This window comes from Planococcus sp. BI3, assembly GCF_056680115.1.
The window spans coordinates 1,908,905-1,924,410 of sequence record NZ_CM155266.1; the positions used below are offsets into that span (position 1 = coordinate 1,908,905).

Sequence of the window (15,506 nt, forward strand, 5' to 3'; positions counted from 1 at the left end):
TCACTGCATAAGTAAATATAAATTATCCCTCTACACCTTTTCTCAGCCACTTCGCCGTTAAGGTGTCCGCGTGAAGCATCCCTTCCGGCGTTCCTTCAAACAAGACTTCGCCGCCTTTTCTTCCTCCGCCTGGACCCATTTCAATGACCCAGTCGCTCGCCGCGATAAAGTTTAAATTGTGTTCAACGAGGATGACCGAATTCCCTTTGTTTACGAGGCTCTGGAAAACATCCAATAGATGATCATTGTCTTTTGTGTGCAGGCCTAATGAGGGTTCATCCAACAAATAGATTTGCCCTTCTTTTTTCAGATGGCTGGCCAGTTTGAGGCGCTGTACTTCTCCGCCACTCAATGAACTGGTCGTCTGACCGAGTGTCAGGTACCCCAATCCAACATCCTTTAAGGTATCTACTTTTTTGACGATTTTCGGCATACTTAAATACTGGTTGGTTTCGTCGATCGTGAGTTCTAGAATTTCCACAATGTTTTTCCCTTTGTATCGGTGAGACAGGGCTTCGTCTGAATAGCGCGTACCTCTGCATGCTTCGCATGTGACGGTCACGGGGTCCGCAAAAGCCACGTCCGGTGTGGTGACGCCTTTTCCTTCGCAGACGGGGCAGGCTCCCGACGAATTAAAGCTGAACAATCCCACTGGTTGCCCTGTTTCTTTTGCAAGAATCGACCGAATATCGTCCATTATCCCCATGTAGGTAGCGAGTGTCGAACGGCTGGACGTTCCGATGCTGCCTTGGCCAACCGAGATGGTTTCGGGATAGTTCTCGGTAAATGCCCCGAACATCAACGAACTTTTGCCGGAACCGGAAACGCCGCATACCGAGACCAGGACATTTTTAGGAATTTCCACACTGATATTTTTCAAGTTGTTGGCAGAAGCATTTTTTATGGAGAATCCTTCTTCTGCTCCTCGCGGATTCTTATTGATTGTCAGTGTATGGTCTAAATTGGTGATCGCTGACGCTTTTTTTAGCCCTTCCAGTTCACCTTGATAGACCACTTCGCCGCCGCTTACGCCCGCGCCTGTCCCCATTTCAATGATCTCATCCGCTGTTTTGATGACCGCTAAATTGTGTTCAATCACGACGACAGTATTGTAATTGTCCCGCAACCTTTCCAGCATGTGCGTCAGCATCTCGATTTCTTCGGGATGCAGTCCAGCGCTGGGTTCATCGAAAATGTAGGTGATGTTATTCAAACTGCTGCCTAGATGACGGGCAATTTTCACGCGTTGCGCTTCTCCGCCGGATAAGGTCCCCATGTTCCGCGCCAAACTCAAATAACCCAGCCCTAAGTCAACCAGCTGTTTTACATTCGGAATCACTTGCTGGGCAATTGATTTTCCGACAGGATCTTTGATGTTCGCCAGTTCACCCAGCAATTCTGTCAGTTCCAACCGGTCGTAATGGGCGATATTCAAGCCGTTGATTTTGCATTCCAGCACTTTCGGATTCAGCCCTGAACCTTCGCAAGTCGGGCACGCTGTGTGCGTCGTCATCGCCAGCACGTCTTCCTGCGACGTTACTTTCAGTTTCGTGAGATCCCGGTTAATGTACAGGCGAATAAACCTGGGAAGGATGCCGTCCCATTCGATGTCCCTATTGCCTACTTTGTAATAATAAGTTCCAAATGCCCGCTCGCCTTCTGGCGGACCGTAGACTAGAAGATTATATTTTTCTTCGGTGAAATCTTTGATGGGGAGATCGGCGTCGAACAATCCGCCGTCCACCATCCATCTGCCCTGCCAGCCAGGGGGCGAAAGCGGCTTGAATCTCACTGCGCAGTCCCTGAGTGACTTCGTGTGATCGATGATTTTGGTGATATCTGGCGCAACGACTCTTCCGTACCCACTGCATTCCGGGCATTTGCCGAACGAGCCTTCACTCGAAAACTCGGTGGCTGAACCGATCGATGGACTGCCGATTCGCGAAAACAACAGCCGAATCAACGGATCAATGTCCATATACGTGCCAACCGTCGAGCGGGAATTGCCTCTTACCGGTTTCTGTTCCACGACGACCACCGGGCTCAAGTGCTGCATCAAGTCGGCATGCGGCCGTTCGTACCTCGGCATCTGATGTCTGACATACAAGGGATAGTTCAAGGTCATCTGTCTTCTGCTTTCTGTTGCTAAGGTGTCGAAAACGACCGAGCTTTTTCCTGAACCGGACAAGCCGGTAAACACATTTATTTTTTCTTTCGGGATATTTAAATCGATGTTCTTCAAGTTATTTTCTCGAAGCCCACGTAAAATGATTTCATCTCTTTTATCTGCCATACTGATATTCTCCTTTTCCAATCCAATCAAGGAATTACTCTACTTTTAAAAGGTTTCCCTATTTTAGCTTGGCTTACACCATTCTCTGTTAAAGCACGATATCACGTTTGGTCCTTGCATACCGCATAATTTGATTCACAAAAAATCCTTAAAAAGAAAAAGACACACCCGCAATCGTGTTGCAGCGGGTGTATCTACATATGAATATAAATTATCGTATATGGTCAGAACTGAGTCAGAATGGATATGATTTTTCATGGTACCTATCGGATTAATGCCCCCTTAACTTGGGAGATCTTTTATGATTTCTTCTCTAACTCACCAATTCTTTTTTCAAGTTCTTTTACCTTATTATTACTGACAGTCACTGTCGTAAAAGCAATTAAACCGAAAGTGAATCCCGACATCCCAAAAATAAATCCCATCATTCCGAAAGTATCCATCCAATCCCCCCTAGTCATCTATTTAAGCCCATCTCTCTTTACCCATTCCACACCTATTTCGTAACGCCAGTTTACCATACCTGTCGGAAGACCCTAAAAACATAGAAAACAATTGGAAATGCCTTCTATCCCTCAACAATACATTTGTGTTCTTAATGGGCTGAATACGGGTTTCGTTTAAAAATGGATTGGGTACATAGGAGGCAAATACAAATTCTGGAGGAATCAGCCGTGAAGAAGAAATGGATTCCCATGTTGCTGACATTCGGATTATTGGTTGCATCTCCCTTCTCTTTTCAATCGGTGGAAGCCGCAAGCCATGGGGCTGCAGTCAGTGAAGACCTGCTGCCAGCCCGCCTTGCGGATTTAATGGACATCGCCCCGGAGCATCAGTTTATTTTGCGCAAAGGCAGTGAACGCATTGAAGTGGAACTTCTCCAATGGACATTGGATCATTATGGCCTAGAAACGGCGGTTGACGGCATCTTTGGGGCTCGGACAGACCGAAACGTCCGGCAATACCAACAGGACAAAGGCTTGAAAGTTGATGGCATTGTCGGCACCTATACGTGGGCGGCACTATATGCGGAACACGAAGAACCTGCAGATCCAGATGGAAAACTGCCCGCCGAGCTCAGGAATTTAATGGCTATTGCGCCGGAGCATCAGTTTATCCTGCGTCAAGGAAGCGCGCGCATTGAAGTGGAACTTCTCCAATGGACATTAAATGAGCATGGACTAAAAACAGCGGTGGATGGCATCTTCGGACCCGAAACCGACCGAAACGTCCGGCAATACCAGAAGGACAAAGGCTTGAAAGTCGATGGCATTGTCGGCACGAATACGTGGACGGCCATATACGCGGAGTATTAGAAGGTGGCATTTCCGTAACATCGTCATACAATTGAGCTTTGTGTACGGTCTGCCTACAAAAAGAGATGCCCCTCCGGAAAGTCGGAGGGGCATTTTCATTTCCAATTGAACAGATCGCTTTCAAAGGAAACCGGTTAATCTTTGACTAAAAAACTATCCGAAGACAGATGAAAGGATTTCAGCATGCCGGACTGCTATACTCCTCTATGTGCAAACCTGCAGTTACCGAAAGGAAGTTATATAGATGAAATTAAGCGTATTGGACCAAGCACCCGTCACGACAGGAAACACGGCAGAAGATGCGATGCAAAAAGCGGTGGAACTTGCGGTTCTCGCCGACAAGTTAGGCTACAGCCGGATGTGGATGGCTGAACATCATGGCTCCGGCGCATTTTCCAGCTCAGCCCCCGAAGTCACAGCTGCCTACTTAAGCGCCAAAACAGAAAAGATCCGAATCGGCACGGGCGGCGTGATGATGATGCATTATTCGCCGTTGAAACTGGCTGAAGTGTTCAAGACATTAAGTGCACTTGCGCCGGGCCGCATCGATTTCGGTGTGGGACGTGCCCCGGGCGGCGACCACAGTTCCATCTACGCCTTGTCCCAAGGTCGACGCACTATGACGGATGATATGTATGGAAAATTCGACACGGCACTGAAACTGATCAACGACGAAACACCCGAAGACACTATGTACAATAAAACCATCGCTTCCCCGACCAATATCCAACTGCCGGAAGCCTGGCTGCTCGGCTCCAGCGGCAACAGCGCACTGGAAGCTGGACGAATGGGTGTCGGCTATTCGTTTGCCCAGTTTTTCAACGGCGGGATGACGAAAGACATTTTAGATTCCTACCGGGCACATTTCTCGCCTTCCGCTTTTATGGAAAAACCCGAAATTTCGGTGTCGTATTTAGTGACAACAGCTGAAACTGCCGAAGAAGCGGAATACGAAGCATTGCCGCAGGACATTGCGCGCCTGATGTTGATGAAAGGCCGCATCATGCCGCTCATGACGCCCGAGCAGGCACAAAACTCTGCGCTCTCGGAAATGGACCGCATGCAAATCCGGGAAAGCCGCAAAATCCATCTAGTCGGTTCCGCTAAAGACGTGGCAGATCAATTGCAGCGGGAACAAATTGAATACGGTTTTGAAGAAGCGATGATCTGCAGCATCCCGCATTCTCAGGAAAAACGATTGGCTGTCTACCGCCTACTGGCACAGGAATTGTTTTAACCGATTGCCCGCCACGAGCTCCCGGCGATTTATGAATTAATGGACTGAAGTTGAAAAAGGCCGTGCCGGAAACTGAACTGTTTCTGGCGCGGTCTTTTTAATTTTTTTTAACTTGCAGCCAGCGTTTCTTCTATTTATTCCAACCAGCGTTCGTTTTAGTAAAGCATATGGATGGGTGAATAAAAGAACAAATCTAAATATTTCCAAACAAAAAATTATCATCCCCTAGTATTTACCTTCTGAATCGTGTTATATTCATCTTTGGAAAATAGCAATATAGATCTAGAATGAGGTAAATCAGGGGGAACTAGTAAATGGATGTCGTATTTGTTTTATTGATGCTGGTCGCCTTGTTGGCTTTCGCTGCGAGCATTGTACTGTTACTCGTCCGTGCTTTGTTCAAAAAAGGGCTGACTATCAAGCAAGCTGGCCTTGCGGCTGGGCTTTCATTCGCAGTAATAATTGGTTCTGGTATTGGAGTCGGCTCTACTGCCGAAGATGTTGAACCTGCAGCAGGCGTCGAAAGTGAGCAGTTGGAAGCGCAAGAGGAAAAAGCTGAAGAACAACAGATTGCCCTGGAAGAAACCGAGAAACAGGCTGCGGAAGAAAAGGAAAAAGAAGAAGCACGCCTGGCAGCTGAGAAAGAAGCCGAAGAAAAAGCGGCGGCTGAGGAGCTTGCGAAAGAGAAAGAAGCGCAGGAACTGGCGGCTCAGAAACAAGCCGAAGAAAAAGCAGTGGCTGAGGAGCTTGCGAAAGAGAAAAAAGCGGAGGAAGAAGCCCAACTGAAAAATGATCAGTTCGCAGGATATGAACTGATCGAAGTGGATGGCGGTGATCTGTCCGGAATTCGTGAAGCCAACATCGTCGTTGATATTGGGTATGGGGACCGTGAATATTGGGCCTTCACGAATGAACACGGACAGCTGGCGCGAGTCGTTGCTGATGAAATCAGTGTACAGGATGACGGCAGCGAACCGGTCTTATCGTCCGGCAGATATTATTCGGATGAAGCAAAGGTTCCGGGCGTCGAAAGTGACATTTTAGATGAAGGCCATGTCATTGCGGATTCTCTCGGAGGGGTATCGAACGCCTATAATATCACCCCGCAAGAAAGTACGCTCAACCGCCATGGCGATCAAGCGTATATGGAAGACAGTATCCGTGACGCAGGTGGCGCGACGAATTTTGAAGCCATCATCACTTATCCGGATACGGAAACACAGATTCCTTCAAGTTATCAATATACCTATACGGTAATGGGCAACGAAGTCGTTGATGCCTTTGACAACGCGAACCCGGATGAAGTGAACGCCTCCCTCGGTTTGACAGACAGTGAGCCTGCTGCTTCAAGCAGTGCAACCACTGCAAACACAGGCGGTGATGTGTCCAGTGTCGATACAAACGGCAATGGACAGGTGACGATCAAAGAAGCAGAAGCAGCAGGTTTCAGTATGCCCATCACGAGCGATCATTGGTTATACGCCTATATGCGGGATAATGATAACGACGGAATGGTCGGGGAATAAGCCCTGGAAATTTGAAGCAACAGACAGGACTCCAACAAAAACCGCCGCCGGAATAGTTTCCGGCGGCGGTTTTTCAAGTACGATAAATTAAACTTAACAGGATGCCCTCTCCCGCTATTCACGCAGTGGATGGCCAGCACCCATTTTAAAATTCTTCATGGGTAGCCGGGTCCATATCAAACAGTCTGCCATCTGGCCGGGTTAGTCCGGCGATTGCCGTCATTTCCGTTTCGCTTAAGGCAAAATCAAAAATAGCCAGGTTTTCCCGCTGCCGCTGAGGAGAAGTGGAGCGCGGAATCGACACAGAACCGATCTGGTATTGCCAGCGCAGCACAACTTGGGGAATGGTCTTATTATGAGTTTCCGAAATTTTGCGCATCGTTTCGTTCGACAGAATATCTGCCGCCCTGGCTATCGGGCTCCACGATTGGGTTTGGATCCCGTGTTCCGCGTGTACGCGCCGCTGTTCTTTCTGGTTAAAGAACGGATGCAATTCCACTTGGTTTATACTCGGCGTCACCCCGGTCTCCTGAATAATACGCTCCAGATGCTCCGGCAGGAAGTTGCTGACGCCGATCGACCGCACAAGCCCCCATTTCTTCGCATCAATCAAGGCCTGCCATGCTTCTACATAGAGATCTTGATTCGGAAGCGGCCAGTGGATCACGTAGAGGTCGAAATAATCCAGCTTGGAACGGTACAACGATTCCTGTATCGCAACCAAGGCTTTTTCGTAACTATGATATCGCCCCGGCAGCTTGGAGGTGACCCACAAATCTTCACGGGAAATGCCGCTGCGTTTGATGCCTTCCCCCACCGCTCCTTCGTTCTCATAATTATATGCCGTGTCAATCAGCCGGTAGCCGGCATTGATCCCGCTGCTGACTGCGTTCGCTCCTGCATTGCCCCACAGTCCATATGTACCGAGTCCGGTCATCGGCAACACTGTTCCATCGTTCAACGCTACTTCTGGTATTGCTCTTTCCATCTGCTTCCACTCCTCTCGTTTCTATTTTCAGATTACGCTTACCTGATTGCGAACTCAAATTATTCGGTCCTTGAAAGCCATACTGCACTCGCCAAGAATACAGAATTGGCTCTGAATGAATTCCACTTGAAATCCGCACTTTATTTAAAATTAGGAATTGGTGTACACTTAACTACATTCCCGAAACTAGTTAGGAGCCCTCAGATGGAGACAAACTCATTCAAACTTATCGAAGCGACAATCGAAGAAATTCAACAGGCATTTCAGGAAAATCGGCTGACTTCCGTGGAATTGGTGCAGGCCTACCTTGAAGAGATTGAAACGTTTGACCGAAACGGCCCGAAAATCAATTCCGTCTTAACCGTCAATCCAGACGCGCTGAAAATTGCAGCCCGGCTGGATGAGTTGCGCGGGCAGGACGGTCAGGGACCGCTATACGGCATTCCTGTGTTGCTGAAAGACAATATCGAAACGGCGGACCCGATGCCGACGACAGCCGGCGCCATCGCACTGGAACAGAATTTTGCCAAGCAGGATTCCTTTGTCGCTGCGCAACTTCGAAATGCCGGTGCCATCATTCTCGGCAAAGTGAACATGAGCGAATGGGCTTTTTTCATGTCGAAAGATGGTGTGAGCGGCTACAGTTCACTTGGTGGACAAGTGCTGAACCCTTACGGAGTCGATCTTTTTAAAGCCGGTGATGTCGGCGGTTCGAGTTCAGGGACAGGTGCCGCCATTGCATCGAATTTCGCGGTTGTCGGCGTCGGCACCGAAACTTCGGGATCGATTTTGAGCCCAGCCAGCGCCAATTCCATCGTCGGCATCAAACCGACGGTCGGACTCGTCAGCCGCTCGCGCATCATCCCGATTTCTGAAAGCCAGGATACCGCAGGACCCATGGCTCGCACAGTTGCAGATGCTGCAATCCTGCTCGGCGCCATGACCGGCGTCGACGTACAGGACCCAGCGACACAGGAGAGTGCCGGGCGCGCATTGGCCGATTACACGCCGCATTTGAAAACGGACGGCTTAACAGGCGCCCGCATCGGCGTCGACCTATCTTATCTAAACAATGAAGAGCCGGAAGAACGGGTCATTATGAATGAGGCGATCGAACAAATGAAACTGCTCGGCGCCACTGTCGAAGAAGTGACGATTCCCCAGCAATCATTCGAATCGGACGTCTTATGGTATGAATTCAAGCGAGGTGTCAACGCATATCTTGAAACCCTCCCTGATGAGGTGCCGGTCAAATCACTGGCGGATGTCATCGCGTTCAATAAAAAAGATCCCGAGCGCCGCATGAAATTCGGGCAAGAGGAACTGGAAAAATCACAGTCTTTAAGTGACGACCCGACTGACCCAACATACATGGAACACCGGGAAATCGATTGGCGCTGCTCCACTTCTGAAGGACTGGACCTCGTCATGAGCGGATACCAGCTGGATGCGCTGTTATTCCAAAACAACCGCGGCGCCGCCAAGCCGGCAAGAGCGGGCTATCCGTCCATCACCGTCCCTGCCGGCTACACGAGCAGTGGGCATCCCGTCGGTGTCACGTTCAGCGCCCAGGCTTTCAGCGAACCGCGCTTAATCGAACTGGCCTACTCTTATGAACAGGCGACCCGAAAACGGCGGGCGCCAGCTCTTCATCATTTTGTTTCTTCTGTATTGCACAATTCGCAAAGCTGATTAAATGAAAAAAGGCACACCCGCAGTTGATTCTCTTGCGGGTGTGCCTTCGTATGGAATCTAAATTATCTTGCAGCCTATCCAGAAATGGATGATATACTGAATTACAGAAAAAATACTACATAAAAAAGATGGTGGTTAACATATGAATCGATCTTTCCAAGGCAGTCGAATTGTAAAAACAGGAATAGCCATATTTTTAACAGCCGTCATTTGTCAATGGCTTAACTGGCCGCCTGTCTTTGCGGTCATCACGGCCATTGTTTCGATTGAGCCGACAGTCAGCGATTCGATAAAAAAGGGACTTGTAAGGTTCCCGGCATCGGCGATCGGTTCGGCATTCGCTGTTCTGTTTATTACACTCTTCGGCAACGCTCCGATTACTTACACACTCGCTGCTGTTGCCACGATTACAGTATGCTATAAACTCAAGCTGCATGCCGGCTTGCTCGTTGCCACACTGACATCTGTCGCCATGGTCGAAGTCATCCACGATCATGTGCTGGTTTCATTCTTCATCAGACTCGGTACAACGACTGTTGGTTTGCTTGTTTCCACCGCGGTGAACATGCTCATTTTCCCGCCAAACTACCGGACAGATATTCTAAAAAGCGTCCAAAGCATCAGCGAACGTGCAGGAACCATGCTGGAACACACATTCCATACAATCCTCTTTGAAGGGGATGCGAATCTTCAAAAAGATAAGGAGCTGGTGAAACGGCTGACCACGGAAATCAGAAAGACGGAGAAATTAATCCATTTCCATCGGGATGATTTCAGTTTATACCCCTGGGTCCGCAACCGGGAAGCTGAGCTTCGCATGGCGGAAAGGCAATTGCTGTTTTTGCATAACCTGGAATTCCATTTGAACGCGCTGCTCCGCATTCCGCTGCATAGCATTACGTGGTCGCCAGCTGAGCGGAATATCATCATGCGCGCCGTCGCAGAGCTTGCCGACGACTTGCAGCATTCCAATGACTACGACCACGAAAAGCATCAGGACCAATTAAAAATCATCACCGATTTCTTTTGGGAAGACAGCAAAAGCGTATCGACAAGCGACGCCATGCACCCCATCCTGTTCCCGCCCGAGTTCAAGATTCTTTACGAGCTCATCACCATTTATGATTTGGTCGATAATTTCTTTGACCCGAATAGCGTGAAGGCCGCAAGAGAAGCGGCAGAGTGAATGTAATCAAGAAACGGCCGTACCAGAAACAGTGCTGTTTTCGGTACGCCGTTTGGTATTGAACAGTTTTTTAATCAGAGTGAAAAAATTTATGGTTTTCACAATAATTTGAAGGGTATGGGCATAGAAAAGAGTAAAATTACTTTTCTTAAGAATAAAAGGAATAATTAGGGAGGAAGTGAATAACGCATGACTTATCTTTTATTATTAGTAGGATTCGCTCTTTTAGTCAAAGGAGCTGATTATTTTGTAGAAGGAGCTTCGAAAATAGCGCAAAGCTTGAGAGTGTCGCCTTTATTGATCGGCTTAACGATTGTAGCTTTCGGTACAAGCGCACCGGAAGCGTCCGTCAGTTTTATTGCAGCCTTCGAAGGAAACAGTGATGTAGCTATCGGGAATGTAGTCGGCAGTAACATCTTTAACATCACGTTCATTTTAGGGGTTACAGCCCTGGTTTTCCCTTTGATGGTTCAAAGCGAGACCATACGGAAAGAAATTCCCTTCGCCTTATTGGGCTCCGTTGCATTGATCCTTCTGATCAGCGATATTCAACTCCAATCCTTAGAAAGCAACCTCATTACAAGAACTGAAGGCATTATCCTGCTCCTTTTCTTCGCGGTTTTTCTTTACTATATTTTTGAAGTCGCAAGGAAAGAACGGCTGCACACAGAAGAAAATCTCGCTGACACCGCGAACGTGTCCAAGGTGAAAAATTCGTTCTTAACAATCGGCGGACTTGCTGCCATCGTGTTCGGCGGCAACCTCGTTGTAGAAAACAGCATTCAGATCGCTCTTTCACTTGGAATGAGTGAGACCTTAGTTGGCTTAACGATAGTTGCTGTAGGCACTTCACTTCCCGAGCTGGTCACCTCTGTAACCGCAGCTTTGAAGAAACAAGTGGACATTGCTTTAGGAAATATTATTGGCAGCAATATTTTCAACATTTTCTTCATTCTAGGAACCTCAGCAGCTATCAGTCCTTTAACTGTTGATTCAAAGATATTTCTAGATGTATGGGTAATGATTCTTGTATCCATTCTGTTGATGATTCTTGCAAGAACTAAGTATAAGATTTCAAGGACTGAAGGTTCGGTTTTAGCCGTCATCTATATCGTTTATGTTATTTATATTATTTTGAGGAATTAAACGATGTAAATGAATGTAGATAAAATAGAGCAGTTTTAGTGAAGTTTCTAATTATTAATCATCATCTATGCAATTGCCATCAATAAAAAAGAAGTAAACGCCCTCTCCCTGCCAGGATTGTAGGCGGTTACTCTTAGAACATCTCCAATTTAGCCAGCCGCTCTCTGGATACAACCCACACAAGGAAAAATCCATGCAGGCAACAGAAGGTTACTTCGCTGGTTGCCTCGGTTTTCTTGGGCTGGATGAGGGGCATGTCTTGAATTGTCTTCATCGCTGGCAATCGTTTTTAATGTGAACATAACCAAAACAACCGCCATTCCCTTTCGGAATGGCGGTTAGTTTGTATTGCCGGAATAGGGCACATCTTCAGCTGGACGCAATTCCCAAAGTTATACTCCTATTCGTTGGAAGGGTGTGTTACAATATAAACTGAATATTCTGATTTAATAGCGCTATTTATTTTGGAAGGAGGTTTGATACGGTCCTTTCCCTTCAACCATCATATGAAGCAATGACTTTACTAGCTTTGGAACTCGTGAAAAAGAGGCGCTACTAAAAAACACAAGGAGGCAATAACTTATGGCAGTTGCTAAAGAACAACAATGGGCGACTAGTTTTCAAGAAGCAAATGATACAAACGAAGAATTATCTGCGCATGGAAAATTTTTCACTTGCACGTATTTGTTGGATATGGAAACCCAAAAGATTCTTCTTCAAATGCATGCTGGAAAGGTCGAAAAAATCACTGTGGATCCGGGTCCTCTCGACTCGTATCAATTTGCCATCCGTGCCAGTGCAGATACATGGCAGAAATTTTCCATGCCTACACCACCTCCCATGTATCACGGGATTTGGGCAGCCAGCTTTCAAGGCGATATGAAACTTGAAGGAGATTTAATTGTGTTAATGCAAAATCTCCGTTGCATCACAACGCAGTTAGAGTTGCTTCGAGAAGTCGGATCGCCAGTTTAAACTAAATCAAGAGGAGGAAATACTAGTGGCTAATTCAAAAATTTCACCGGTAACGGGCCGTTATGTAAGCTTTGAAGTTGAAGGAGAAGAATACAGAGTCTTCTACTTGGAGAATGGAACGGGGCAACCGATAGTATGCCAACACACAGCTGGATGCCACAATCATCAGTGGACCGGGCTTCTTGAAGATGAAGAAATCACACAAAATTACCGCATCATTGCCTATGACCTTCCGCGTCACGGAAAATCAGATCCTCCGCTGAATAGTGAATGGTGGAAGGAAGAATATAAACTAACTGCGGACTTTTTCACAAAATTCATTGTGGCCTTTTGTGATGCGCTTGAACTGGAGAAGCCGATTTTTATGGGATCATCTTTCGGAGGAAATGTAGCGCTGCAGCTAGCACTTCACTACCCAGAGCGCTTTGAAGCGGTCATCCCTGTAGAAGCTGCTGATTATGCTCCTGGCTTTTATCTGGACTGGTGGCACCATCCACACGCAAACGCAGCACAAGTCTGCGCTAGCGGAGTCTGGGATTTAATGGCTCCCCAATCGCCGGACAAATACCGTTGGGCCACATGGTTCTATTACACACAAGGATCTGAAGCATTCAAAGGAGACCTTTACTTCTATTCTGTCGACCATGACTTGCGTGGAAAACTCGACCAAATTCAGGGGGATAAAATCAAAGTCGTCATGATGACAGGAACTTACGACTACTTGACCACCCCTGAAGATGGCAAGCGTACAGCGGATCAAATAAAAAACGCGAAATTTATCGAGATGACCGACATCGGACATTTCCCAATGAGTGAAAACCATGAAGTGTTCAGAAACTATTTAAAAGAAGCTTTGAGCTTTATAGGAGAATCCACTACTTCAAAAGCTTAACAGCGTGTTTTAAGTGTCAGATTCAAACTCTTGCTACTAAAAGCCAGTTATCGGGTTTTCACCGACGACTGGCTTTTTTAATTCGTTTAAAGGAATAATTCCTGCGCTTCAATCTCTCTATTGTAAGAATGGCCATTCCTCTGACTACGGATTTTTTCTTACACAGTATTGTCGTATGCCTTAAACCTGATTCAACACAGGAAAGTAATTTTCTTGATATAACAGTTTTTAGCATCCCTATGTATAGTCTTAATAGACAAGGAGGGATCGAATGAAACGCTGTAAAGTATGCAGAAAGAAACCAAGGATCGACCGACGGGTAGACAGTTTGGGGAATGTTTTTTGTTCGGAAGATTGTTTCGAGGAATTTGAAGAAGGGCCGGATGATTTCGATCACCCTTACATTGATGACTACGAATCAATGAGGCGGATTTATGAGGAGTGGATGATGAATTATGAGGTGGACTTGCATAAAAGCGTTTTCTTTGGATATCCAAAGAAAACGGATTTAATCGAATGGTTAGATGAAACGCTCGATCCATATTGGGGTTATTACCGACTTGAAGGTCAAGACGGAATCTTTTCTGCCGAAATTTATCATTACATGCAGCAACTAGTGGAACTCCAGGAGACGATCCGCAATTGGAAACCGGATCAGCGAAAGTATGAAAAATGGTTAAAGACAGTGCGAGCTAAAAAGAAGTAACCGCCCTCTCCCTGCCAGAATTGTAGGCGGTTGCTCTTAGAACATCTCCAATTTGGCCAGCCGCTCTTATACAGCTTGTCCTGCACCGGCCGAGTGTTAACGCATTCGGTTTTTTGCAGGTCTAAATTGTAGTCTATTAAGTTTTTAGGTTCTATTATTTATAATCAACTCGGCTCTGCTTCCCAGAGAGCGACACAATTAAAAGAAAACCCCTTAACCGTTTAGAATTGATTCTTTGCCAGGGATAAGACCTTCATTTCTCTCCTTCAATACTTCCTCACGCTATAGACTTTTCGGCTCGGCAACTCAAGGCAATTCAACTGTCCGCCATAAACCGCGCCTCCGTCAATGCCAATAATCCGATTGTCGCCAAAATAGACATCGTAATTTTTTGTACCCCGCAGCATAAACGCCGGTGTATGGCCAAATACTACCGTCTTCTCTCCCGAATAGGCTTTATAAAATTCATCGCGGATCCACATCAAGATCGCCGGGTCTGTCTGCCCAACCGGCAGATCCGGCTGAACGCCCGCATGCACAAAAATGAAGCTATCCGTTTCATGGTAATAATCCGTTTCCTTAATAAAATCGATGTGCTCCCAAAAAACAGCTGCCGTTGGAAGCGTCATGTCTTTTATGGATGGATCATAGCTTTGCAATGTCGCAAGTGCCCCATTTCTTGCCCAGATCTGCTTCGCACCGGGTTCATCGTTTGCAGCGTCCAGCATCATTTGATCATGATTGCCCCTTAAGACAATAGCACCCCGCTTTTTCAATGCGATGACCCGCTCCAAAACCCCTTTTGAATCCGGGCCGCGGTCTCCGTAATCCCCTAGTAAAATCAGCTGATCTCCGACAGCGTCATATTCCGCCTTCTGCAGCAGCTCATCAAAAAGTTCAAGCTCTCCGTGAATATCGCTGATGGCCAAGATTCTTTTCATCGTCTGCACCCCTCTGCTCAAATTCTTCCAAAACTGCTCGTAAGCCCCCAGCTTCGATTAATGGGAATCTGTTCTTTTCTATACTTTTTTACACTGCTGCACTGGTTATTCCTTATATTCCTTTTTGCCGGATAAAAATGTCTCTCAGAATAGATTTTAATTTCCTGCGGAGCGACACAGCAAGAATCGTTTAGAACTTTCTATTTGTGGAGGGCAGGATTCTTTGACTTTCAGTAGTCCCTAAACGCCCCCTTGTGTTCGGTCTAATTCTCACACAATCCATCCTAATGAATGAATCAAAAAAACACACCCGCAATTGGAATCCAGCGGGCGCGTTAGTGTAGGAAATCTATATAAGTTGAACTAATGTTTTAACGCCTCTGTTATGGATATTCCACAAACCAGCTCCTAAAAACTCGGTGCTCCTGCATCGCTACGCTAGCTTCGTCGCAAAGATACGACCCGAATTCCTTTCGGCCGTATCTTTCCTACGGGCTTGCGCCGAACTAACTCAGGCTAAACGCCCGAGTGGATTTCTTGTATGTCGTTGCACTGCTCCCGCTGGAGTCTCCGCTAGTTTGCTCCATATCCTGTTGATCAAATGT

The 15,506-nt window shown here is 46.9% G+C and carries 13 protein-coding genes; 9 read left to right on the forward strand and 4 right to left on the reverse strand.

Annotation, left to right across the window (positions count from 1 at the left end):
* Positions 1-22: 22 nt before the first annotated feature.
* Together AC1MEO_RS09580 and AC1MEO_RS09585 are read right to left on the reverse strand one after the other, a co-directional pair.
* Positions 23-2,293: an excinuclease ABC subunit UvrA gene (locus AC1MEO_RS09580; protein WP_480335919.1), complete on the reverse strand. Its 2,271-nt coding sequence runs from the start codon at positions 2,291-2,293 to the stop codon at positions 23-25.
* 299 nt (positions 2,294-2,592) lie between these two features.
* Positions 2,593-2,736: a hypothetical protein gene (locus AC1MEO_RS09585; RefSeq protein WP_480335921.1), complete on the reverse strand. Its 144-nt coding sequence runs from the start codon at positions 2,734-2,736 to the stop codon at positions 2,593-2,595.
* Positions 2,737-2,967: 231 nt separating this feature from the next.
* Between AC1MEO_RS09585 and AC1MEO_RS09590 the strand changes: the two genes are divergently transcribed.
* From AC1MEO_RS09590 to AC1MEO_RS09600, 3 genes are all read left to right on the forward strand, one after another.
* Positions 2,968-3,609: a peptidoglycan-binding domain-containing protein gene (locus tag AC1MEO_RS09590; RefSeq protein WP_480335923.1), complete on the forward strand. Its 642-nt coding sequence runs from the start codon at positions 2,968-2,970 to the stop codon at positions 3,607-3,609.
* 244 nt (positions 3,610-3,853) lie between these two features.
* Positions 3,854-4,846 carry an MsnO8 family LLM class oxidoreductase gene (locus AC1MEO_RS09595; protein WP_480335925.1) on the forward strand — a complete coding sequence of 331 codons (993 nt, stop codon included), beginning with the start codon at positions 3,854-3,856 and terminating at the stop codon, positions 4,844-4,846.
* A 569-nt stretch (positions 4,847-5,415) separates the two neighbouring features.
* The gene (locus AC1MEO_RS09600; RefSeq protein ID WP_480336072.1) at positions 5,416-6,372 is read left to right on the forward strand and encodes a DNA/RNA non-specific endonuclease; all 957 of its coding nucleotides are present in this window, start codon (positions 5,416-5,418) and stop codon (positions 6,370-6,372) included.
* 145 nt (positions 6,373-6,517) lie between these two features.
* Here AC1MEO_RS09600 and AC1MEO_RS09605 read toward each other — a convergent pair whose 3' ends face one another.
* Complete coding sequence (locus tag AC1MEO_RS09605) at positions 6,518-7,360, reverse strand: aldo/keto reductase (RefSeq protein WP_480335927.1); 843 nt, start codon at positions 7,358-7,360, stop codon at positions 6,518-6,520.
* 204 nt (positions 7,361-7,564) lie between these two features.
* Here AC1MEO_RS09605 and AC1MEO_RS09610 point away from each other — a divergent pair, with 204 nt between their 5' ends.
* From AC1MEO_RS09610 to AC1MEO_RS09635, 6 genes are all read left to right on the forward strand, one after another.
* Positions 7,565-9,052 carry an amidase family protein gene (locus AC1MEO_RS09610; protein ID WP_480335929.1) on the forward strand — a complete coding sequence of 496 codons (1,488 nt, stop codon included), beginning with the start codon at positions 7,565-7,567 and terminating at the stop codon, positions 9,050-9,052.
* A gap of 145 nt (positions 9,053-9,197) precedes the next feature.
* Positions 9,198-10,241 carry an aromatic acid exporter family protein gene (locus AC1MEO_RS09615; protein ID WP_480335931.1) on the forward strand — a complete coding sequence of 348 codons (1,044 nt, stop codon included), beginning with the start codon at positions 9,198-9,200 and terminating at the stop codon, positions 10,239-10,241.
* Between the two features lie 189 nt (positions 10,242-10,430).
* A complete protein-coding gene (locus tag AC1MEO_RS09620) occupies positions 10,431-11,387 on the forward strand; it encodes a calcium/sodium antiporter (RefSeq protein WP_480335933.1) in 957 nt (318 codons plus the stop codon).
* A gap of 582 nt (positions 11,388-11,969) precedes the next feature.
* Positions 11,970-12,362 (forward strand): hypothetical protein, encoded by a 393-nt coding sequence (locus AC1MEO_RS09625; protein ID WP_480335935.1) that lies wholly within the window; start codon positions 11,970-11,972, stop codon positions 12,360-12,362.
* Positions 12,363-12,387: 25 nt separating this feature from the next.
* Positions 12,388-13,254 (forward strand): alpha/beta fold hydrolase, encoded by an 867-nt coding sequence (locus tag AC1MEO_RS09630; protein WP_480335937.1) that lies wholly within the window; start codon positions 12,388-12,390, stop codon positions 13,252-13,254.
* Positions 13,255-13,525: 271 nt separating this feature from the next.
* Entirely contained in the window at positions 13,526-13,960 is a 435-nt protein-coding gene (locus AC1MEO_RS09635; RefSeq protein ID WP_480335939.1) for a hypothetical protein, read from the forward strand.
* A gap of 266 nt (positions 13,961-14,226) precedes the next feature.
* Here the strand turns inward: AC1MEO_RS09635 and AC1MEO_RS09640 are convergent, their stop codons facing one another.
* The gene (locus tag AC1MEO_RS09640) at positions 14,227-14,901 is read right to left on the reverse strand and encodes a metallophosphoesterase family protein (RefSeq protein WP_480335941.1); all 675 of its coding nucleotides are present in this window, start codon (positions 14,899-14,901) and stop codon (positions 14,227-14,229) included.
* Between the last annotated feature and the right edge of the window lie 605 nt (positions 14,902-15,506).